This window comes from Oceanobacillus picturae, assembly GCF_000612865.1.
GTDB classification, from domain to species: domain Bacteria; phylum Bacillota; class Bacilli; order Bacillales; family Amphibacillaceae; genus Oceanobacillus_B; species Oceanobacillus_B jordanicus.
This window is the reverse complement of sequence record NZ_CCAX010000001.1, coordinates 1127003-1148275: the sequence shown is the minus strand read 5'-3', so window position 1 is coordinate 1148275 and position 21273 is coordinate 1127003. Positions and strand designations below refer to the sequence as shown.

Below are 21273 nucleotides of genomic sequence, written 5' to 3'. Positions count from 1 at the left end.
GTTTTAATCCTGTTTCATTTGCCTGAATAAAAGCTCGACCTGTGTATGGAAGAAAATAATGTCTTGTAGTTTATGACTTAATTGCTGGAGTTCTGGTGTCTCTCCTTTGCTTAATTCTTTTTCAACAGAATGATTGGTTTCTTCTAGAGCGTCCTTTTGATGAATCGTAGCATCAATCCATTTATTAATATAGGAGTTCATGAACGATTTGAACAACTGGGTGTTTGCTTGATATAAATCTTTGCGTACTCCCTTTTTCCAGACTCTTGTTACGAGGTTTAAGTCTGATAACGTTCTCACATTAGTGCTCATAGATGTTTTGCTTTTTCCAAGTGCCTCGCTCATTTCATCTAATGTAAATGGTTCTTCATATAAATATAGATAGGCAAATAGTCTCGCCTCTAATGGAGTAAGATCAAACATTTCGAGTGTTTTAGAGAATTCCATCATAATTTCACTTGTTACATTTTCATTTTGAGGTTCTTTCATAAAATCCTCCTAAGTCATGATATATAAAGGGTACACTAAAAAAAGTTTATTTAAAAACAGCACATCTACCAGCATTTTTAAGCAAATGGGAGTTATTTAAAGGTATTGCACTGTTAAAACCGTACAGTTTAAACTGTACGTAAAAAATGTACAAAACTAATGAAATTTAAAGTTTGTATTGTAATAAAAAAACCTATATAGTATTTAGAGTAGACCAACGCGGTACGGCTTCATAGAAATCAACAGATTGGGTTTCTGGCTGGTTTCTAATGCCTGTACACGGACAAACAATAGTTACAAAGTAGTGGTCCAATTATAATAGTTTGATTAAAGGTGAGGTGAATAATTTGCCAGTAATAGAAGCAAAACAGTTATCAAAAGTATTTGGTAAGAATCCAAAGCAAGCATTAAAACTGTTAGATAAAGGTGCTTCCAAAGAGCAAATATTAAAAGAAACCGGAAATACAGTAGGGGTTAACCGTGCTTCCTTTTCCGTAGAAGCTGGTGAGATATTCGTCATTATGGGGTTATCTGGTAGTGGTAAGTCTACCTTGGTTCGTTTGGTTAATCGTTTAATTGAACCAACAGAGGGAAGCCTTTATATCGACGGTGAGAATCTTGCTGGGATGGATAAAAAATCCTTACGTAGAGTACGGCGTGAAAAACTGAGTATGGTATTCCAAAAATTTGCCCTTTTCCCATTTCGTACAATTCTGGAAAACGCGGAATACGGCTTAGAAATTCAAGACGTTCCAAAAGAAGAAAGACAGAAAAAAGCGACAGAGGCATTGGAAATGGTTGGACTTGGTGGCTATATACACCAAAAGCCAAATCAATTATCTGGTGGTATGCAGCAACGTGTTGGGTTAGCCCGCGCTTTAGCCAATGATCCGGAAGTTTTACTTATGGATGAAGCATTTTCTGCCCTAGATCCACTTATTCGTAAAGAAATGCAAGATGAGTTACTAGATCTGCAAACTACAATGAAGAAAACGATCCTATTTATTACACATGATCTGGATGAGGCTCTTCGCCTAGGAGATCGTATTGCCTTAATGAAAGATGGCTCTATCGTACAAATTGGTACGCCAGAAGAAATCCTAGTTAATCCTGCTAATGACTATGTTGAAAAATTTGTTGAGGATGTTGATCGTTCTAAAGTATTAACAGCGCATAACATTATGAAACGTCCAGAAACAGTTAACATTGATAAACATGGCCCTAGGGTTGCATTGGAGCGCATGCGTGAAGAAGGATTATCTAGCATGTTCGTAACCGATAGCAAACGTAATCTAAAGGGGTATATTACTGCTGATGACGCTTCAGAAGCTCGTAAAAAAGAAGTGGGTAATCTGCAAGAAATCTTGAAAAATAATATTCCAAAAGTAGATAGAGATACCTCTCTAAAAGAAATCTTTGATATCATTCATGATTCTCCAATTCCAGTCGCAGTTGTAGAGGAAGATAAACTTGTAGGAATCATTGTGCGCGGCGCAGTTATAGCTGCTCTTGCTGGGGAAGGCGAGGTGAACATAGACGATGTTGAATAATATGCTTGATTTTATTCCAGAAATTCCGGTTGCGGATTGGACAGAAACGTTTACTGATTTCTTAACAGATACTTTTTCGTTCTTGTTTGAGCCAATTAAAGAACATTTTGGGAACTTTATGGATTTTGTTTCTGAGTCTCTTACAGCAGTACCACCAGTTATCATTATTCTTTTAGTTGCAATACTTGCTTTCTTTATTTCAGGCAAAAAGATTGGACTTGCGGCATTCTCCATTGTTGGTCTGTGGTTCATTTATAACCAAGGCTTATGGGAACACCTTATGAGTACTTTTACACTAGTACTGATTTCAAGTCTATTATCTATCATAATTGGGGTTCCGATTGGGATACTCATGTCAAAAAGTAAAACAGCAGAATCAATTATTACACCAATTTTGGATTTCATGCAGACAATGCCTGCGTTTGTATATTTAATACCAGCTGTTGCCTTCTTTGGAATAGGGATGGTACCAGGGATCTTCGCATCACTAATTTTTGCAACGCCACCAACAGTCAGATTTACTAATCTAGGTATTCGTCAGGTGTCAAGTGAGTTAGTGGAAGCCTCTGAGGCATTTGGTAGTACTGGCTCCCAAAAACTATTTAAAGTGGAACTTCCAATGGCAAAAGCTACAATTATGGCTGGAATTAACCAGACTGTGATGCTAGCACTATCCATGGTTGTTATTGCATCCATGATCGGTGCACCAGGATTAGGAAGAGAAGTGCTTTCCGCACTTCAACGTTCGAACGTTGGTAACGGCTTTGTTGCTGGTGTTGGGATCGTTATCCTTGCGATTATTATTGACCGTGTTACACAGAATTTAAACAAAAAGAAATAAAGTGAAACTGCAATCAGTGGAGGTTTCTTTCCCTCCTGATTGTTAGTTGAACGAATCGGAGTGTTAGCGTCTGTTTACTCCCACTTAAACATCACGGTTTCACTTCATGTTCTGAAGAGGAAGTCTGACGGACGGTTGCTCCTGGATAAACAACTAAAACTGTTGGTTTCTTTTCTTAAGAAAAGTCCATATATATTTCATTAATAAAAAAGGGGAGATTTTGAGTTATGATTAAATTTAACTGGAAACGTTTAGGCCTTGTAACAGGTCTTTCATTATCATTGGTTGCTGCTGGTTGCGGTTCAGATGATGAGTCATCAGATGGTGGCTCAGAAGAAGGTTCTGCCTCTGTTGGTGATGGAAAAGAAGTAGAACTAGCATACGTAGAATGGGATTCTGAGGTAGCTTCCACAAATGTTATCGGGAAGGTATTGGAAGATCAAGGTTATGATGTTACATTAACACCACTTGATAATGCCGTAATGTGGGAAGCTGTAGCAAATGGCGAAGCTGACGGTATGGTAGCAGCTTGGTTACCAGCAACACATAAAGGGCAGTTTGAAGAATACGGTGACCAGGTTGTTGAACTTGGTACAAACCTTGAAGGCGCAAAAATTGGGTTAGTAGTTCCAGAATACATGGATGTAAATTCTATTGCTGACCTTGATCAAGAAGCTGATAAAACAATTACTGGTATTGAACCAGGTGCAGGTGTTGTAGGAGCTGCTGAACAGGCTCTTGAAGATTATGACAATCTAGAGGGCTGGGAAGTACAAACGTCTTCTAGTGGTGCAATGGCTACCGAGCTAGGAAATGCTATTGAAAACGAAGAAGATGTGATTGTAACTGGATGGACGCCACACTGGAAATTCCAAGCATATGACTTGAAATATCTTGAAGATCCAGAAGGTTCATTTGGTGAGGCAGAGACCATTGACACAATGGTACGTGAAGGCTTAGAAGAAGATCTTCCGAATGCCTACAAGATTCTTGACCAGTTCAACTGGACGACGGATGATATGGAGTCTGTAATGCTTGATATCTATAATGGCGCTTCTCCTGAAGAAGCTGCTGCTACATGGGTAGAAGACAACCAAGACAAAGTAGATGAATGGTTGAATGGTGTAGAATAATCCTAGCGATTAGGTGACAAAAGGGCTGGTACATCATGTGCCAGCCTTTTCATTTTAAGTAATACTTACCATAGTATTTAGTAATACAACACAGAAGGGATGACTTTAATTTTATGGTGAAAAATCCGAAAAAACAATTAACATTGGTGATTGGTATGTTACTCGTTTTGTTTCTTGCTGCATGCGGATCCGGAAGCGATAGTGAGGAAAACGCGGAAGAGAGTTCTGATAGTTCTACGAACGTTGGGGAAGAGATAGACTATACGATTACCGGTATTGAGCCAGGAGCTGGAATTTCGGTTACTACAGAAAAAGCTATTGAAGAATATGAGAACTTAGATGGCTGGCAGGTTGAGCAATCTTCAACTGCAGCAATGATTACAGAGCTGGAGAAAGCAATAAATAATGAAGAACCAATCGTTGTAACTGGATGGAATCCGCATTGGATGTTCACGAAATTTGACAATCTTAAATACCTGGAAGATCCACAAGGGGTTTATGGAGAAGTAGAGCAAATCAAATCGCTTGCTCGTAAAGGATTAGCAGAGGAAAAGCCAAACGCCTATAAACTTATTGATCAGTTTAACTGGTCTGTTGAAGATATGGAGGGTATCATGTACGAATCCTCGGACTCTGGAGAAGATATAGCGACGGTTGCTAAGCGTTGGGTTGAGGACAACCCAGATAAGGTAGCAGAATGGACAGAAGGCGTTGAAGACGTTAATGGAGTTTCCGTAGAGCTAGTTTCCACTCCGTGGGATTCAGAACGTGCTTCAGCAAATGTAGTAGCAGAAGCATTAAAACAAAAAGGGTTTGAGGTAACGATAACGCCTGTAGACGTGGCCGTTATGTTCGAAGCAGTAGCAAATGGAGATGGAGATGCAACGATGGCAGCATGGATGCCACAGACTCATGCTGATTTCTATGAAGATTTTAAGGATGACTTTGTAGACCTCGGAGCAAATCTTGATGGAGCTAAAATTGGACTTGTCGTTCCAGAATACATGGAAGAAATCAATTCTATTGAAGATCTAGAAGCTAAATAGTTTCTAACCTATGGATGGGATACATCTCATTTACCTTTAATTAAGTGCATAAAAAACACGCTTGGTTTAGAAATATTCACCAAGCGTGTTTTTAGGTGCTTTATAAAAAGCACTTTTACTATGAATTCTTCGTTTTCATTTTTTCTTCAAGGTCTTTCAAGCTCAATTCAATTTGTTCCAGGTATTGATGAATATTTTCCTGGTGAGGCTCTACCGTATCTTTCCATTCCTCAACAGATTTCTTCATTTCTTGTGTTAATTCTTTGACTAAAGCTGCACCTTCTTTTGATGTCTCCGTCAATTGTTTTCTCAATTTTAAACCGTCTTGTTTTAAGTTAGCAATCATGTCTTTCAATTCCGTACCTTGATTTTTCACACGGTTACGGACATCGCTACCAGAAGAAGGGGTGGTAAGTAGGGTTGCAGCAGCACTTACCGTACCACCAACCATTAATCCTAATAATAATGATTTAACATTTGCCATTTTAATATGCTCCTTTCCCAACACTTACTTATAGAGGTTTTTCAAAAAATCCGGTAAAAATGACACATCTGTACTGATGACCTTCGCCTAAATTCCGACACGTCCTGTGTCGAACGTCGAAGTCACCACACATCCTGTGGAAGCTCGTGGCTTGCTTTTCCATTCCTCACGTATTAATTGCATACGTTCCGGTACTCAAAGCTACGTCGCCTCAAACTTCTCGGTCCTTTTTATCCTCCTTTTTGAACACTTACTTATAGTTTTCCTCTTTTTACTGTTACATCAAACATTTTACTTATGTATTTCTAAAAAATCCTCTGACAAACGAAGCTGTCAGAGGATTTTCTTACAATGATGTTATGGGCTGTGACCTCTTCAAAATCCCCTCAACGACTGGATAAATTACAATCATGATCAATGTGTTAACAGCGGCAGCAGGGAGTACAACTGTAAGCATTCCTGCTATAAATCCACCTTCCATTGCGCCAAGGAAGAATAGTACAACGCTAAGGAAAATTGCACCACTAATCATTGTCCCAATTGCGGTCAAAACAGGGGCACTTATTTTATTATTAACCTTGTTCTTAACGAATAAAAATAAAATCAAAAATAGCATTGCTGTAATTGGCTTATCAATCAAATTGGCAATCTGCCCACCAGGCGCCTGTGTTGTTAAGGCAGAAATCGCACCTGTAGCAAGTGCAAGTAGCACCACATATTTTGGTTGTGGAAATAAAATAATTCCTAGAAACATCATGGATAACAGCATATCCGGCTTAACTCCGAAAAACACTCCCGGTATAACCGTATGAAGCACTGTCCCGATTCCCACCAATAGTGACAAAATAACTAAAACTTTCGTATTCATTTTACCTCTCCTCTTCTCTGCTTTCTCAGCTACATGAAATATCATGTTACATTCCTCAACTGTACACTCATTGTCAGCTGCAGAAATGTACTATAATTATACCAAATACATGGGCAAATAAAAAGTACTACTTTTTAATTCACTTGGAAATAATTTATGCTACATTGCATTTCCAATCTCATTGGCTATTTTTGTTAAATCTTCTGATGTATACTCGTCTGAATGTACAGTCCAATTGGATTTATAGCCATCTCCATCCCCATATCTAGGAAGTATATGAATGTGCAAATGGAAGACTGACTGATCTGCTGGTTTTTCATTGTTATTCAAAAGGTTCATTCCAATGGGATTATAGGCCTTCTTAATTGCATTGGCTATTAATGGAACACGGCCAAATAGTTCACTCGCTACTTCTGGTGAAGTTTCGTAAATATTTTTTGTGTGTTGTTTTGGTATGACAAGGGTATGGCCTTTGGTAACCTGGCTAATGTCCAGAAAAGCATAAACATGCTCATCCTCATACACCTTGGCAGAAGGAATATCTCCGTTAATTATTTTACAGAAAATACAATCGTCATGAGTCATTGCTAATTCACCCCTTCGTTTAATTATTCTTTATTGTATAGAGGATACGGGTTTATTGCAAAGAAACAGGCATCACTCACAATGAGCGATGCCTGCGCTAAGAAAGGCGAAGGGGTATAACGAAAATGCGGGGACTTCGTAAACGCGTACAGTTTATGCATGTGCATGAACGGTTGGTTACGTAAACCTTTTTGTCAAAATCTCAGTATTTCTCTGAGATATGCTGGCAAAAGTGGTTATTACATTTGGTTACCTTTCGCAAACACCTCATTTGCTAAATTCACAAATTTTAGATTAGATTTCGATCACGAACACCTCGGTCAGTGTGGAAACTTCTTTCGCTACTCGATCACTAACACCTCATTTGTGGTTTAAGTGAAATGATTGGATTGGAAACCTCCGCCCTTCTAATACTAGTTTGCAACCAAATTAAAAAAATATGCAGGACAGGCACGTTTTTTGTCAAAATTCAAGGTACAGTTTACTTTGGCATTCATTCCAGGTAGTGATAAAATAAAGAAGATGAAGAGGAGGAGCCGTTGTGGAATCATTATTACATATCGAGAATTTACATGGAGGATACACCCATAAAAATGTTTTGCATGGTATCTCATTTGATGTTTATCCAAAGGAGATTGTTGGATTAATCGGCCTTAATGGTGCTGGAAAAAGTACGACTATTAAACATATCATAGGGTTAATGCAGGCTAAAAAAGGGTCTGTCTCGGTTAACGGAAAAACATTCCAAGAGAGTCCAGCGTCTTATCGCAACCAACTTGCCTACATACCGGAAATGCCCATATTGTATGATGAGCTTACGTTACACGAGCACTTGAAATTAACAGCAATGGCCTATGATATTTCTGAAGAATTGTTTGAAAAGCGACTGCCACCATTGTTAAAGGAATTTCGAATGGAGAAAAGACTAAATTGGTTTCCCGTTCACTTTTCAAAAGGAATGAGGCAAAAAGTGATGATCATGTGCGCCTTTCTGATTGAACCGCCACTCTATATTGTGGACGAGCCTTTCGTCGGACTGGATCCACTTGGTATTCAATCCTACCTTCAGTTAATGGAAGAAATGAAAGAGAATGGGTCTGGGGTGTTAATGTCGACCCATATTCTTGCTACAGCTGAGCGTTATTGTGATCGTTTTGTTATTTTGCATGAAGGAGAAATCCGGGCAATGGGAACATTGGAAGAGCTTCGTAATAGTTTTAATATGCCTCATGCAACGTTAGATGATTTGTATGTACAGCTCACGAAAGAAGAAGATAGCCATGTTTGATTCTCATGATTTTTATAAAAAGCGACTTTCTGTTCACATCAAAGAAACAAGTCGTTACTTGAAATACATTTTCAATGGTCATATTGCTGTGGCCATGTTGTTTTTTATTTCGGCACTTGCTTATTACTATCAGCAGTGGCTTGTAGGCTTACCAGAAGATTTTCCCACAGCAGGTATTATGGGGGTGGCCCTCGGGTTGCTTGTAAGTTATAGTCCTGTTCGTACACTACTTAAGGAGCCTGACCTTGTTTTCTTAATAGCCGCGGAAACGAAAATGCATGCATATTTTCGAAATGCGCTTCTTTACAGTTTTGTTATCCAATTATATCTTGTTCTCTTGGTAGCAGCAGCGTTTGGACCACTTTATTTTGCATCCTTTCCTGACAGGAGTGGACAAATGTACCTTTTGAGCATTGCAATTGTGCTAGTGTTCAAAGCAGGGAATTTAATTGCTAATTGGTGGATGTTAAGGGTACGCGAGCCAGGTACAAGAAGGCTTGATCTGGCTGTAAGAACTGTGTTAAATGTAGTCGTGTTTTATTTTATAATTAGTGGTAATATGCTGATGGCAGGAATCACCTCTGTAATGTTTGCACTTCTTTTTCTGTATGTTTTGAATGTATCTCGAAAACAGGCTGGCATTGTTTGGGACCTCCTTGTTGAAAAGGATCAGAATCGAATGCAGACCTTCTATCGAATCGCAAATATGTTTGCAGATGTTCCTCATTTGAAAAATCGAGTGAAAAAACGACAATGGCTTGTTTCTCTCGTAAGCAATCTTTCGGTGAATAAAAAGAATACGTTTGATTATCTATATCGAATTACCTTTATACGAAGTGGCGATTACCTCGGTATGTATGTACGCTTGATTGTTATTGGGGGATTATTCATCTATTATATTCCGAATGTATGGATGAAGATTATTTTTGCAGTACTATTTCTTTATTTAAGCTGTTTTCAAATGATGACGATTTATCAGCATCATCGTACGAATATATGGCTCGATATTTACCCGGTTGAGACGAAGCCAAAACAGCAAGCTGTGACGAAATTATTGTATCAGCTATCTATTGGACAAACTGTGATTTTTTCCCTAGTCTTTTTATTTACCCAAGCCTATATCGGATTTGCCATTACATTGCTAGGTGGTATACTTTTTAACTTCCTATTTATTAATGGCTATGTAAAAGCCAAGCTCGTGTAAATAAAAGCGGTGCACTTTTTAAAATGTCAAAAATCCCGTCCACAGCTATTGCTGGTGACGGGATTTTTGTTTAAGAGCGTTCCTGATACGCCATATAGGCTGTAATTAAGGTTTTTGCTGCGATTGGTAAGGCGCGTTCGTCAATATCAAATTTAGGATGATGATGAGGATATGGATTTCCTTCTAGGTTTGCTCCTGTGAAGAAATAGGCACCAGGTTTGTGTAAGGTGTAGTAAGCGAAATCTTCTCCTCCCATTACAGGTACAACCGTTTCACGAGTATGAATATCGTGTACTGCCTTGCTTGCTTCCAAGACAAGTTTGGCTTCTTCAGCATGATTGATTAACGGAGGATAGCCTTTTGTATAGTCGAACGTGTAGTCCGCATCATTAGAAATACAGACCCCTTTAATAATTTTCTCCATTTCCGCAATAAGGTTTTCTTGTATTGCTGGATTTAGATAACGGACGGTTCCAGTCAGCGTTGCTTTATCTGCAATTACATTAAAGGCTTTCCCTGCTTCGAATATTCCTACTGTCACGACAGCTGTGTCTAGCGGATCAAGCCTACGGGAAACAATCTGTTGAAGCTGGGTAATGAGCTGAGCTGCAATCACGATGGAATCCTTTGTTTCATGTGGGTAGGCGCCATGGCCACCTAATCCTTGAATTGTAATAGTGAATCGATCGGCACCTGCCATAAAAACGTCCTCAGATGTCTGTAAAACACCAAGAGGGGTTGTAGCCCATAAGTGGGTCCCAAATACTGCATCCACATGCTCGAGTGCGCCAGATTCCACAATCGGCTTTGCTCCACCGGGTGCATATTCTTCTGCATGTTGATGTAAAAATTCAATCGTACCTGGTAGTTCATCCTGGAATTGTTGCATTGCTTTAGCTAAAGCGAGCAAAGAAGCTGTGTGTCCATCATGGCCACATGCATGCATAACACCGTCCACTTTGGATTTATAAGGAACATCTTTTTCGTCTTGTATCGGTAACGCATCAAAATCTGCTCGTAGTGCAATAGTCTTACCTGGTTTCCCACCTTTTAATGTAGCAATGACCCCATTGCCTCCCACGCCTGTCTTGTATGGAATGCCAATCTTTTCGTAGTAATCTGCTATATACTTGACTGTTTTCGTTTCCTTAAAAGATAATTCTGGATGCTGATGTAAATATCGTCTGGTTTCTACCATTTCATCATACAATTTGTCTATGGCTGCATGGATGTCTTGTAGCATATAAATCCCCCTTGATGAAATTAATTTCTAATTATTATAACATTTCAGAGAGAAAGTGGGGAGGTAAATCTAAATTCAGGCTTGCTAAGTAAGAATTAATATCTAATTTGGGGTAAGAGAAGGTTAAAGCCCCCAACGACCGAATTAAGACGGCCAATGGGGGCAAGTGATCATCTATACGCTTTAAAACTACCTACGTAGCTGTTTATTCGGATAAACGCGGATCTTCTAATAAACGTTCAATTTCTTCTTTGTGATGTGTCTCATCAGAAATAAGATCTTCTAATTTTACAACAAGCTCCGTGAAACCAAGATTTTCTGCTTGTTTTTTTCGCTCCTCGTAACGCTCGATTGTGTCAGTTTCAGATTGAAGAGCTGCTTTTAACAGTTCCTTCACTTCAGTAGGTTGTGGAATCTCAGCTGCCTTTGTTGTTGGGGTTCCACCAAGTGATTTAATTTTCTCTGATAAATAAAGGGCATGGCCAAGTTCATCATTAATCTCCGCTTCAAAAAATGGCTTTAATGCAGAACGATAAAGTCCTGTAACTACAGAAGCACTGTACGTATATTGAATGGCAGCGCCATATTCATTAGCTAAGTCCACGTTTAATCCATCAATTAATTGTTGTAATTCTTTTTCCATTTTAATCCCGCCTTTTATATTTTTTTATCCGTTTATATCTTTCCCTCCTCAGTGTTTTTGAAACTACATTTAAGGTATCATAAAGAGAGGAGGGATAAATGAATGCGATCGAAGAAGAATTATCTATTACTTGTATTACTTGTTGCAGTAGTAGTGATGATAGGTTTGTGGATAACGAAAATTTTAAATGGAACATTGCCATATATGGACCAGTGGACAAGAGATCCTGTAGAAGGTCTTGCAGTAGATTCCCAATTCTATACTGGTTTCCGTTGGATAACGGAATTAGGATCATCTCATTTCGTAATCCCTCTTGTTGTCATAATGGCAGTTATTCTATATTGGAAGTACCGAACGATTTTACCTGTTTTGGTATTCGCTGGTGGCACTTGGGGCGCTCACGTAATTAATGTGTGGATTAAACATGTAGTGCAACGTGAAAGACCCAGCATTCTTGTTGCGGCAAATGCTGAAGGATACAGTTTTCCATCCGGACATGCGATGATATCGATGGTTTGTTATGGCTTACTCGCTTATTTTATCGTCCAGCTTGTAAAGAGGCCAAAAGCGAAAAAGTTAATTCAAGGCGGACTTGCCTTTTTAATCCTCTTAATAGGGATAAGTAGGTATGTCATCAATGTACATTATCTAACAGATGTCATGGCAGGTTTCATACTTGGGTATCTCTGGGTGCTCGTTATGATTTTCCTTTACGAAAAACTTAGACATAGACGGAAAAAGATCCAGTCTTAAGACGGAGTTAAAAGCAATCCGCAGACTGTCCCCCTCACTCCATTGTTTTTGTATGATAAGTAAGAGATGAATTGAGGGAGGTAGTTTCAATGGATGTATCAGTCCGTACGCAGGATGCCTTACACGTACCATTAATGAAAAATCGTAACTTTATTTTATTGTTTTTAAGCGCATTTCTATCTTCACCTGGTTATTATGTCTATTTAATAGGGGCGGAATGGTTAATGCTCTCGCTTAGTGAAAACCGTTTTTATTTCGGAATGCTCTTTCTAGCAGCTTCTATCCCTAGGTTGTTGTTGCTATCTTTTGGGGGGGTAGTTGCTGATCGAGTTAACAAGCGACTCATTTTGTTTATATCAGATTTATCACGGGCTGTTTTAATTCTCATCCTGATCCTTATTTTAATAACGGACTCTGTCACGGCATGGCATCTTATCACGCTTGCTGCGTTATTCGGTATATCGGATGCATTCAGCTACCCTGTTATAAACTCCTTGACCCCGATGGTTTTGGAAAAGAATCAGCTACAAAGGGGAAATTCTTTAATTCAAATGACTGCGCAAATCAGTCCGATAGCTGGGCCGGCTTTAGGTGGAACTCTAATCGCTGTTCTTGGTTTTACAGGCGTATTTACTGTAGCCATGTGCATGTTATTTATTGCTTCTATTATCGTATTGTTTATCCGTTTGAAAAAAGAAGATACAGAGGAAAGAACAATCCAAACACCTTGGGTTGATTTAAAGGAAGGGCTCGTATACGCAAAAAAGAATCAACTGATCGTTTCTATCGTTTCCGTATCATTCTTTCTTAATTTTTTCTTTACAGGGCCGTTTACCATTGGAATACCGATTATCGTGAAGGACATTTTTCATGGAAGTGCTGTCAGTCTGGCAACCGTTCAAATGTCGATGGGTATAGGAGCATTAATGGGAGCTGTATTTTTGGCGGTTGTCTCATTTAAAAAACCAGGTATAGCAGTAATTCGCGGATTAATCGGACTTGGTATTATTTACACTTTTATTGGTACGTCTACAATATTAGGGATGACAGCAGCGTTGGTCTTTGTCATGGCGTTTGCCATGCAGATTGTAAACATACCTATTATGACAATGCTTCAGCAGACAACAGAGAAGCGCATGCTTGGCAGAATAATGAGCTTGCTGATGACAGTATCATCAGGATTGGTCCCTGTTTCCTATGCAGTGACGTCTTTATTAATTGCAGTAGGTGTCCAAATACAAGTCATTATAATCGTAAGCGGGTTAGTCATAACAGGAATTGCGCTAAACACGATTAGGAATAAACGCTTGAAGGAATTTGTAGTAGAGTCGTAAGAACAGTATTTTTAAACAAAAAAATAGGAAGGGGGGAATCGTATATGAAAAGTTTTATACGTTATTTTCTAGCAGTATTGTTAATTGCTTTAGGCATCATGCTAGTTCTCTCTAACATTGGATTAATTGCATTTGATTTTAACGCAGCCTGGCTCTATATATATCCTACCTTCTTTGTGGTGATTGGTTGCAAATGGTTATTGGATTATTGGAAAAGAAGGGGAGGGAGCTGGATCTTTGGATCGTTATTCCTTGTGGCCGGTTCCTTACTGCTTCTTGATAGATTTGAATATATCTCGTTTACATTGGGAGACATATTTAAATTGTGGCCACTTCTTATTATTTATGTCGGTTTTCTCTTAATTGGGAGAAAGAAATACTTTGTAACATATAGTAGTAAAGACGAAGATTTCTATACAGATAAATCCCAGAAATCCCATAATTCTTCTTTCTTCTCTGTCGGCAGTTATGAGTACACGTCTCCTAACTGGAAACTAGAACCCATGAACTTGAATAACATGGCCGGTGACTTCTACTTTGACTTTTCAAAGGCTTTCATTCCTGAAAAAAGAACACCCGTCTCCATTAGCTCGCTGGCAGGTGATGTGACTATTTTAATACCGGAGGATGTGCCATTTAAAGTACATGCTTCTGTTAAATCAGGGGATATTGAGGTGGTTGGAAAAAATGTGGATGGTATAAATCGATCTCTCGACTATGAAACAGAGGATTACGAACACGCCGTACAGAAAATTGATTTTCATATTCGTTTAAAGGCCGGTTCAATTAGAATCGACTATGTATAAGGGGGCGCTAAACATGAATAAACGTTTTTCGAGTATACGATATAGTTATATACGCTCCCATTTATACGGTGTATTTCTTACAACGGTAACTATTTTGTCAATATTGCTCTCCATCTATGTCTTAATCGAACCAGAATGGTTAACGCCGCATAGTATTTTTCTCTTCATTTCTTTATATTTTGTACTAGCCATCATTATTTCTCTATATACTGGTTTTAAATCAAGTGGAGATATGAAGGAACGACTTGACTATTTGTCTGTCCTCATTACACAGTTTGCTAATGGTAACTATCAATCTCGTGTTTATTATAACGAAGGAGATGAACTGGCGAGAATCGGTAATGAAATGAACGAACTTGGTGAGAAGTTGCAAAATCAGGTGAAATCCTTGCAGCGAATGGCCGATGAAAAAGCAGATTATGCAAAATCAGCACATAAAGCTGCTGTAATCGAAGAACGCCAACGGTTAGCCAGGGACCTACATGATGCTGTAAGTCAACAGCTTTTTGCCTTAACAATGATGTCAGAAGCGGCATTAAAGCAACTAGATAAAAATCCTGTAACAGCTAAAAAACAAATGGAGGAAGTCGCGAAATCTGCGCTACAATCTCAGACAGAAATGCGGGCACTTCTGTTGCATTTGCGGCCCGTTCATCTATCGGGAGATTCATTATCTACTGGTGTTAGTAAATTAGTAGAGGAACTGAAGCAAAAGAGTAATACACGCTTTCAACTAGCAATAGAAGAGGATTTAGCACTTACAGAGACGATAGAGGATCACGTGTTTCGGATTATCCAGGAAGCGCTCTCCAATATTTTACGTCATGCGAACGCTACAGAAGTTAGACTAGATATTGCAACGCGTGCTAAAGAATTGTTTATCCATATCCGCGATAATGGAAAAGGATTTGATGTGAATCATAGAGTGGAAAAAAAGGCATCCTATGGGTTAAAAACGATGCAGGAACGTTCCGAGGAGCTTGGTGGGACATTTGTCCTTCGATCTGATCAAGACGAAGGAACCCATATAACCATTCGCATACCATGCTAAAAATGGAAGAAGGGGAAGGGGAGATAATATGATACGTGTAATAGTAGTAGATGATCATCAAGTAGTACGTAAAGGAATTATTGCTTATTTACAAACTGATGAAGAAATTGATGTAATTGGTGAGGCTTCAAGTGGTAATGATGGCGCTGCCTTAATTTTAAAAGAAAAACCAGATGTTGTCCTCATGGATTTAATGATGGAGAATGGTACGGGTGTTGATGCAACCAAGCGCATTTTAAAATCAGATCCTTCGATTAAAATTATTATTCTAACAAGCTATTATGATGATGAACAGGTTTTCCCTGCTATTGAGGCAGGTGCATTTAGTTATCTGTTGAAAACCTCCTCTGCGACAGATATTCTTGCCGCTATAAAAAAAGCAGCTATGGGAGAAAATGTGATTGAACCGAAAGTTGCTGGAAAGATGTTGTCGAGTTTTCGTACGGAAGAGAAAAAGCTGCATGATGCTTTGACGGAAAGAGAAAGAGAAGTGCTGCTTTGTATTGGGAACGGAATGACGAATCAGGAAATAAGCGAGAAGCTTTATATTGGAATAAAGACGGTTAAGACACATGTTAGTAACATTCTATCCAAATTAGAAGTACAAGATCGTACCCAGGCAGCAGTGTATGTACATAAACAGCAATTAATAAAAGAATAGAAGAATAGTGGACGGAGTAAAGACAGAAGTAAGATTTAAAAAGAATTTGAAAATAAGACAATCCCTTTGTTTTTTTCTCTTCGCATTTGTATAATACCAATGTAACGATTAAATGAGAGGATTTAAAAAATGACTAATCTAACGAAGAAAGCGGAAAATCTGTTATTACTTATTTGGGCGCAGGCTTTTATAGCCCTTGCAGGTAGTTTGTTTTTCTCCGAAGTGATGGGATATACCCCATGCGAATTATGCTGGATTCAACGTATCCTCATGTATCCGTTGGTCATCATATACGGAGTAGCTGCATTTAAAAAACAAGTATCTATTGCCCTACCAGGTTTAATTTTAAGTGGGATAGGTATGTTTGTTTCTCTTTATCATTATCTGGTTCAAAAGCTACCTGCCCTGCAGGAAGCCGGTGATGGCTGTGGTTTAGTTCCATGTAATGTGGCTTATGTTAATTACTTCGGATTCATTACCATTCCGTTCCTTGCCGGGATCGCATTTATTGTTATCTTCGTATTACATTTGTTATTAATCAAAGAAATAAAGGAGAGTAAATAATGCAGAAAAAGATACTCGTATTTGTTGGAGTAATTGTTCTATTATTTGCAGGTTTATATTTTGTTATAGACTATAAGAATAACCAGACAGTGGAAAACAATGATAATCCTTATGGAGATAAAAAACTTGAGCAAAGCACAATTGACCAACTTGATGATCCAAATTACGGAAACCAGATTATGCCCGATGAGCTGAGTGAACAAGTAGAAAGTGGCGAGGCTGTGACCGTTTATTTTTATAACCCAGAATGTGTACACTGCCAAAACACCACTCCTTACCTTGTACCACTTGCAGAAGACAATAATGTGGACATGAAAAAAATGAACCTTCTTGAGTTCAAAGATCAATGGAATGTATATGGCATTGAGTCCACACCAACCCTTATTCACTTTGAGAATGGAGAAGAACAAGGAAGAATTGTAGGCCAAGTGCCAGAAGAAAACTTCCAACAATTTTTTGATCAATATGTAATAAAGTAAAATGCCAGCCTAATCCTAGCTACGGTGAATGCTGCGCTGGATAGTATTTATATATGATAATATCAAGAGAAAAATGGCCGGACGAAGGCTGGAAAACTACTCAAAACGTTTTCGAATCTTCGCCCGGCTTTTATGTTACCAAACTGCTGAATCATATCCTTTTTTACTCTTTATCAAACATATGGTAAGTGGTAATGAAAGGTTTATCGGCATAATAAGCAGGTGGTTTTGTTGCTTGACCTTTGTGTGATTGCTTAAATTGCTCGGAGTTTTTCCAGTTCTCGAAGTCCTGTTCAGACTGCCACTGAGTGAATACTACATACGTGTTCCCTTTTCGTGGTTTTAAAAAGCGAAATGCTTGAAAACCTGGCATCATGTCCACGTCGTTTCCTCGTTTCTTAAAGCGCGCTTCAAAGGAAGCCTGCCCATCCTCTATCACGGGAATGTTGTTCATTACAACATAGCCATCATCTAAAATGTCACCTTTTTCAATAAGGATGTCGTACTCCCGTCCAGCACTAAAGACACTTTTCTTGCTTCCTTCATAATAAGCTAACCCATTACTATTGCTAGTCATAAAATGAAACGGAATATCCTTATGCTTTTCATCCAGCTTTAAAAGAAAATCAATGGTTCCGTTCGTCATAAATGCTTTCATGGTTTTTCACCCTTCCTTCCATCACTATTATTATATTACCCTATGAATACAAGAATTAGTCAAATGAATTATTTAAAATAATTATTAAGTGATATGAAGTATTAAGCTTTAAGAATGTAGGAATCTGTCGTATAATGGGATATGTGTAGAGGTGAACAAATGAAAAAGGAACGTACTGGTATTAAAAGGAGAACTCCCAAGTATGTTAAAGGAATTCTCTATAGTTTTATTGCTGTCTTGGTCCTGAGTTTGATCGGCTTTGTCCTTATTTTATATGGTGGCGGTTTAGTAGTGGACGAAGAAGCATTTCTCCTTGACTCTACTTCCACCATAGAGATGGAAGATGGGACGATTATCGGGAGACTTTATAACGAAAATCGTGATCTAGTATCGATAGACAAAATTCCGGATCATGTCAAGAATGCATTCATTGCTATTGAGGATCGACGTTTTTATGACCATGCAGGCGTTGATATCCGGTCTGTAATGCGTGCGCTTGTCCGTGATATTGTAGCCATGGAAAAAGTGGAAGGTGCAAGTACTATCACGCAACAACTAGCAAAGAACTTATTTCTTCATCATGATAAAACATTGATGAGGAAAACGAAAGAAGTAATGGCAGCCATATATATGGAACAGCGCTTCACCAAAGATCAAATATTAGAGCTATATTTAAATGAAATTTACTTTGGCCAAGGGGTCTATGGTGTTGAGACAGCGGCAAAGTTCTTCTTCTCAAAGCCGGTAAATGAATTGACGGTGGAGGAAGGCGCTATGCTTGCAGGGCTTGCTAAAGCACCGAATGGCTATTCACCAATTGATCATCCTGACAGAGCATTAGAACGAAGAAATGTTGTATTGCGCTCAATGGAAAATGCCGGATTGCTTTCTACTGAAAAGAGACTGCAGGCTGAAAATCGTGATTTACGGTTACAATTAAATGAGAGAAAAACAGAACCCTCTTCAGACAGTTATGTGGATTTAGTAATGAAGGAAGCCGCGGAAAAACATGGTTTGTCGATTAAGGAGCTAAAACGCGGAGGCTATCGAATAGTCGTAAACATGGACTCGAAGGCTCAGCGTATTGCTTACCAGCAGTTCCAAAATGATGCTTATTTCCCAGGAAATACAGAAGGAACTGAGGGGGCTTTCGTCATGATGGAACAGGACACAGGTAAAATTGTGTCAGCACTTGGTGGAAGATCCTATCAGTTAGGAGAATTAAATCGAGCTTCGGTTGTGAGACAGCCTGGTTCAACAATAAAACCGATAGCTGTATATGGTCCTGCGCTAATGCAAGATAACTATACACCATATACGCTCATACCTGACCAGGCATTAGATTACAATGGGTATACTGCCACAAATGCAGATGGACAGTATGACGAGTCTGTTTCCATCTATAATGCACTTAAATATTCAAAGAACGCGCCAGCTGTATGGTTGCTTGACCAACTAGGTGTCTCTTATTCAAAGGAGTATTTGCAGAAACTAAACCTTTCGATTGAAGATGATGGTTTGGCCATCGCATTAGGTGGGCTTGCAGAAGGCATTACGCCATTAGACCTGTTGGATAGCTATAGTGCTTTTTCAAGGAGTGGCAAAATGGTGGACTCCCATACAATTGAGCGTATTTATAATTCAGATGATGAACTTCTATTTCAAGCGGAAACGGAAGAGACAGAGGTGTTTACCGAGCAGGTAGCATGGGATATGACCGAGATGCTTTTAGAGACGGTGGAGACAGGCACAGCGACCGCAGGAAGTTTTTCTAAAGAACTTGCAGGGAAAACAGGCACCACACAGCATCCATTTGTTGAAGGACAAGCCAAGGATGCATGGTTCGCAGGATATACACCGGATTATGTGATGGTAACATGGATGGGCTATGATCAGTCAGATGAGGACCACTATTTAACAGGAGGAAGTGCTTATCCTACAGAGTTAACAAAAGCAATATTGACAGAGATGGATAAGATAGAACCCTTAACGGAGGCCTTTACAAAGCCGAAAAATGCAGTAGCTCTTGAAAAGCCAATTGAGTTACCAGTTATAGAAAATCTAAAGGCATCGTATACATTTGGCGGATTCTCACTCGTGCAAGCGAAACTCACATGGAAAGGCTCTAATGATGATCGTGTCGTTTATCGAATATATCGAGTAGAAGATGGCATCGATGAGTGGGTTGCAGAGGTAGAAGGCCAATCTGAATATACGATAAGCAATGCCCTGTTTCAATCAAAGCAGTACTATATTACAGCATATGACCCTCTTACAAAGCTCGAGGGAAAGAGGTCCAATATAGTAGAGTTATCCTGGTAATTTAGACAAATTCATGACAATCAAATGGCTTTGCTATACAGCCGGGAAATTAATCGCTATAGTTAATAATGGATTATGAGAGCGGTTTTTATTCTGCTTACAATCGGAATATATGATTCGATTATGGAAGATAATTATTCTTATGGTGGATAAAGGATGGATAACATGGCCAAAACAATGAATGACACGTTAATTAAAGCTTACAAGGGTGAAGAGACGAGCCATACACCAGTTTGGTATATGCGACAGGCAGGGAGATCACAGCCAGAATATCGTGCGCTGAAGGAGAAGTATTCTTTATTTGAAATAACGCATCAGCCAGAGCTTTGTGCATACGTGACACGCTTACCTGTTGAAAATTATGGTGTAGATGCGGCAATTTTGTATAAAGATATCATGTCTCCACTCCCTGCATTAGGAGTGGACGTAGAAATTAAAAGTGGGATTGGTCCAGTAATACACAATCCTATTACAAATTTTCAGGATGTAGAAAAATTAGGAAGTATTAATCCAAAAGCAGATGTCCCGTATGTGTTGGACACGATTCGTTTATTGACAGAAGAGCAACTGGACGTTCCTTTAATTGGCTTCAGCGGGGCGCCATTTACGTTGGCTAGCTATATGATAGAAGGTGGGCCATCGAAAAATTATAATAAAACAAAAGCATTTATGTACACCGATTCTGCAGCTTGGTTTGCTTTAATGGATAAGCTTGCTGATATGGTAATAACGTATGTAGAGGCGCAAATCGAGGCAGGAGCAAAAGCTATTCAAATTTTTGATTCTTGGGTTGGCGCCTTAAATGCTTCCGATTACCGTGTATTTATAAAACCGGTAATGACCCGTATTTTTTCCGAATTAAGGCAGCACGGTGTGCCACTCATAACGTTTGGTGTGGGAGCAAGACATCTTCTGATGGAATGGAACGACTTACCAGTAGACGTAATTGGCCTTGATTGGCGTACATCTATTACAGAAGCACGTGAGATTGGTGTAACAAAAGTACTTCAGGGGAATTTAGATCCGACCTTACTTTTGACCAAATGGGAAACCATTGAAGATCGAGCAAAAGCATTAATCGATGAAGGAATAGCAGATGGAAACCATGTATTTAATCTTGGACATGGGGTAACTCCAGATATCAAACCGGAAACCCTAAAAAAACTAACAGAATATATTCATAGATATTCCAAAAGATAGATAAATACATCACTTATTCGTATCAACTTTCCTTAGTGGAAGGATTAACTTTATAAAGAATTGTCAATTTT

At 38.9% G+C, this 21273-nt stretch carries 22 protein-coding genes; 15 read left to right on the top strand and 7 right to left on the bottom strand.

Translation table 11 applies throughout. The annotated features are described in order from the left end of the window. Nucleotides 1–3: 3 nt before the first annotated feature. Nucleotides 4–489: a GbsR/MarR family transcriptional regulator gene (locus BN988_RS05810; RefSeq protein ID WP_036574066.1), complete on the bottom strand. Its 486-nt coding sequence runs from the start codon at nt 487–489 to the stop codon at nt 4–6. A gap of 347 nt (nt 490–836) precedes the next feature. Between BN988_RS05810 and BN988_RS05805 the strand changes: the two genes are divergently transcribed. From BN988_RS05805 to BN988_RS05790, 4 genes are all read left to right on the top strand, one after another. Further along, nucleotides 837–2039 carry a quaternary amine ABC transporter ATP-binding protein gene (locus tag BN988_RS05805; RefSeq protein WP_036574064.1) on the top strand — a complete coding sequence of 401 codons (1203 nt, stop codon included), beginning with the start codon at nt 837–839 and terminating at the stop codon, nt 2037–2039. Then, the gene (locus tag BN988_RS05800; protein ID WP_036574063.1) at nt 2029–2880 is read left to right on the top strand and encodes an ABC transporter permease; all 852 of its coding nucleotides are present in this window, start codon (nt 2029–2031) and stop codon (nt 2878–2880) included. Before BN988_RS05805 ends, BN988_RS05800 begins: the two co-directional genes overlap by 11 nt. Nucleotides 2881–3107: 227 nt before the next feature. Further along, a complete protein-coding gene (locus BN988_RS05795) occupies nt 3108–4013 on the top strand; it encodes a glycine betaine ABC transporter substrate-binding protein (RefSeq protein ID WP_036574059.1) in 906 nt (301 codons plus the stop codon). A gap of 113 nt (nt 4014–4126) precedes the next feature. Next, entirely contained in the window at nt 4127–5059 is a 933-nt protein-coding gene (locus BN988_RS05790; RefSeq protein ID WP_036574056.1) for a glycine betaine ABC transporter substrate-binding protein, read from the top strand. A gap of 118 nt (nt 5060–5177) precedes the next feature. Here the strand turns inward: BN988_RS05790 and BN988_RS05785 are convergent, their stop codons facing one another. The 3 genes from BN988_RS05785 to BN988_RS05775 form a co-directional block, all read right to left on the bottom strand. Next, nucleotides 5178–5543: a YtxH domain-containing protein gene (locus BN988_RS05785; RefSeq protein WP_036574053.1), complete on the bottom strand. Its 366-nt coding sequence runs from the start codon at nt 5541–5543 to the stop codon at nt 5178–5180. 346 nt (nt 5544–5889) lie between these two features. After that, nucleotides 5890–6411, bottom strand: a complete 522-nt coding sequence (locus BN988_RS05780; protein ID WP_036574051.1) for a tryptophan transporter — start codon at nt 6409–6411, stop codon at nt 5890–5892. A gap of 159 nt (nt 6412–6570) precedes the next feature. After that, nucleotides 6571–6996, bottom strand: coding sequence for an HIT family protein (locus BN988_RS05775; protein ID WP_036574050.1), 426 nt, complete (start codon nt 6994–6996; stop codon nt 6571–6573). Nucleotides 6997–7537: 541 nt separating this feature from the next. Between BN988_RS05775 and BN988_RS05770 the strand changes: the two genes are divergently transcribed. Continuing rightward, nucleotides 7538–8284, top strand: coding sequence for an ABC transporter ATP-binding protein (locus BN988_RS05770; RefSeq protein ID WP_036574047.1), 747 nt, complete (start codon nt 7538–7540; stop codon nt 8282–8284). Beyond that, nucleotides 8277–9488, top strand: coding sequence for an ABC transporter permease (locus BN988_RS05765; RefSeq protein ID WP_036574046.1), 1212 nt, complete (start codon nt 8277–8279; stop codon nt 9486–9488). The genes BN988_RS05770 and BN988_RS05765 overlap by 8 nt, the downstream gene beginning before the upstream one ends. Before the next feature lie 70 nt (nt 9489–9558). Here BN988_RS05765 and BN988_RS05760 read toward each other — a convergent pair whose 3' ends face one another. Together BN988_RS05760 and BN988_RS05755 are read right to left on the bottom strand one after the other, a co-directional pair. Further along, nucleotides 9559–10731 (bottom strand): M20 metallopeptidase family protein, encoded by a 1173-nt coding sequence (locus tag BN988_RS05760; RefSeq protein ID WP_036574043.1) that lies wholly within the window; start codon nt 10729–10731, stop codon nt 9559–9561. A 205-nt stretch (nt 10732–10936) separates the two neighbouring features. Further along, a complete protein-coding gene (locus BN988_RS05755) occupies nt 10937–11374 on the bottom strand; it encodes a ferritin-like domain-containing protein (protein ID WP_036574041.1) in 438 nt (145 codons plus the stop codon). 102 nt (nt 11375–11476) lie between these two features. On the opposite strand from BN988_RS05755, the gene BN988_RS05750 reads away from it, so the two are divergent. The 7 genes from BN988_RS05750 to BN988_RS05720 all read left to right on the top strand — a co-directional run bounded on the left by BN988_RS05750 (nt 11477) and on the right by BN988_RS05720 (nt 17022). Continuing rightward, a complete protein-coding gene (locus tag BN988_RS05750) occupies nt 11477–12127 on the top strand; it encodes a phosphatase PAP2 family protein (protein WP_036574039.1) in 651 nt (216 codons plus the stop codon). Between the two features lie 89 nt (nt 12128–12216). Next, the gene (locus BN988_RS05745; protein WP_036574036.1) at nt 12217–13461 is read left to right on the top strand and encodes an MFS transporter; all 1245 of its coding nucleotides are present in this window, start codon (nt 12217–12219) and stop codon (nt 13459–13461) included. A gap of 44 nt (nt 13462–13505) precedes the next feature. Beyond that, complete coding sequence (liaF, locus tag BN988_RS05740) at nt 13506–14267, top strand: cell wall-active antibiotics response protein LiaF (RefSeq protein ID WP_036574033.1); 762 nt, start codon at nt 13506–13508, stop codon at nt 14265–14267. A 13-nt stretch (nt 14268–14280) separates the two neighbouring features. Next, nucleotides 14281–15318: a sensor histidine kinase gene (locus tag BN988_RS05735; protein ID WP_036574031.1), complete on the top strand. Its 1038-nt coding sequence runs from the start codon at nt 14281–14283 to the stop codon at nt 15316–15318. A 28-nt stretch (nt 15319–15346) separates the two neighbouring features. Continuing rightward, a complete protein-coding gene (locus BN988_RS05730; protein WP_036574029.1) occupies nt 15347–15979 on the top strand; it encodes a response regulator in 633 nt (210 codons plus the stop codon). Between the two features lie 129 nt (nt 15980–16108). Beyond that, complete coding sequence (locus tag BN988_RS05725) at nt 16109–16543, top strand: disulfide oxidoreductase (RefSeq protein ID WP_036574027.1); 435 nt, start codon at nt 16109–16111, stop codon at nt 16541–16543. Then, the gene (locus tag BN988_RS05720; protein ID WP_036574025.1) at nt 16543–17022 is read left to right on the top strand and encodes a thioredoxin family protein; all 480 of its coding nucleotides are present in this window, start codon (nt 16543–16545) and stop codon (nt 17020–17022) included. The genes BN988_RS05725 and BN988_RS05720 overlap by 1 nt, the downstream gene beginning before the upstream one ends. Before the next feature lie 163 nt (nt 17023–17185). Here BN988_RS05720 and BN988_RS05715 read toward each other — a convergent pair whose 3' ends face one another. Continuing rightward, the gene (locus tag BN988_RS05715) at nt 17186–17680 is read right to left on the bottom strand and encodes an antibiotic biosynthesis monooxygenase family protein (RefSeq protein ID WP_036574022.1); all 495 of its coding nucleotides are present in this window, start codon (nt 17678–17680) and stop codon (nt 17186–17188) included. Nucleotides 17681–17839: 159 nt separating this feature from the next. Here BN988_RS05715 and BN988_RS05710 point away from each other — a divergent pair, with 159 nt between their 5' ends. Continuing rightward, nucleotides 17840–20002: a transglycosylase domain-containing protein gene (locus BN988_RS05710; protein WP_051557694.1), complete on the top strand. Its 2163-nt coding sequence runs from the start codon at nt 17840–17842 to the stop codon at nt 20000–20002. A gap of 165 nt (nt 20003–20167) precedes the next feature. Next, nucleotides 20168–21202 carry a uroporphyrinogen decarboxylase gene (gene hemE / locus BN988_RS05705; protein WP_036576407.1) on the top strand — a complete coding sequence of 345 codons (1035 nt, stop codon included), beginning with the start codon at nt 20168–20170 and terminating at the stop codon, nt 21200–21202. The last annotated feature ends 71 nt before the right edge of the window (nt 21203–21273 follow it).

Excerpts from the sequence above, each read along its gene's own strand:
- BN988_RS05780 (WP_036574051.1), bottom strand. The coding sequence starts at position 6,411 with ATGAATACGAAAGTTTTAGTTATTTTGTCACTATTGGTGGGAATCGGG.
- BN988_RS05775 (WP_036574050.1), bottom strand. The coding sequence starts at position 6,996 with ATGACTCATGACGATTGTATTTTCTGTAAAATAATTAACGGAGATATT.
- BN988_RS05715 (WP_036574022.1), bottom strand. The coding sequence starts at position 17,680 with ATGAAAGCATTTATGACGAACGGAACCATTGATTTTCTTTTAAAGCTG.
- BN988_RS05765 (WP_036574046.1), top strand. The coding sequence starts at position 8,277 with ATGTTTGATTCTCATGATTTTTATAAAAAGCGACTTTCTGTTCACATC.
- hemE (WP_036576407.1), top strand. The coding sequence starts at position 20,168 with ATGGCCAAAACAATGAATGACACGTTAATTAAAGCTTACAAGGGTGAA.
- BN988_RS05810 (WP_036574066.1), bottom strand. The coding sequence starts at position 489 with ATGAAAGAACCTCAAAATGAAAATGTAACAAGTGAAATTATGATGGAA.
- BN988_RS05800 (WP_036574063.1), top strand. The coding sequence starts at position 2,029 with ATGTTGAATAATATGCTTGATTTTATTCCAGAAATTCCGGTTGCGGAT.
- BN988_RS05710 (WP_051557694.1), top strand. The coding sequence starts at position 17,840 with ATGAAAAAGGAACGTACTGGTATTAAAAGGAGAACTCCCAAGTATGTT.
- BN988_RS05795 (WP_036574059.1), top strand. The coding sequence starts at position 3,108 with ATGATTAAATTTAACTGGAAACGTTTAGGCCTTGTAACAGGTCTTTCA.
- BN988_RS05790 (WP_036574056.1), top strand. The coding sequence starts at position 4,127 with ATGGTGAAAAATCCGAAAAAACAATTAACATTGGTGATTGGTATGTTA.
- BN988_RS05745 (WP_036574036.1), top strand. The coding sequence starts at position 12,217 with ATGGATGTATCAGTCCGTACGCAGGATGCCTTACACGTACCATTAATG.
- BN988_RS05755 (WP_036574041.1), bottom strand. The coding sequence starts at position 11,374 with ATGGAAAAAGAATTACAACAATTAATTGATGGATTAAACGTGGACTTA.
- BN988_RS05735 (WP_036574031.1), top strand. The coding sequence starts at position 14,281 with ATGAATAAACGTTTTTCGAGTATACGATATAGTTATATACGCTCCCAT.
- liaF (WP_036574033.1), top strand. The coding sequence starts at position 13,506 with ATGAAAAGTTTTATACGTTATTTTCTAGCAGTATTGTTAATTGCTTTA.
- BN988_RS05785 (WP_036574053.1), bottom strand. The coding sequence starts at position 5,543 with ATGGCAAATGTTAAATCATTATTATTAGGATTAATGGTTGGTGGTACG.
- BN988_RS05725 (WP_036574027.1), top strand. The coding sequence starts at position 16,109 with ATGACTAATCTAACGAAGAAAGCGGAAAATCTGTTATTACTTATTTGG.
- BN988_RS05730 (WP_036574029.1), top strand. The coding sequence starts at position 15,347 with ATGATACGTGTAATAGTAGTAGATGATCATCAAGTAGTACGTAAAGGA.
- BN988_RS05750 (WP_036574039.1), top strand. The coding sequence starts at position 11,477 with ATGCGATCGAAGAAGAATTATCTATTACTTGTATTACTTGTTGCAGTA.
- BN988_RS05760 (WP_036574043.1), bottom strand. The coding sequence starts at position 10,731 with ATGCTACAAGACATCCATGCAGCCATAGACAAATTGTATGATGAAATG.
- BN988_RS05720 (WP_036574025.1), top strand. The coding sequence starts at position 16,543 with ATGCAGAAAAAGATACTCGTATTTGTTGGAGTAATTGTTCTATTATTT.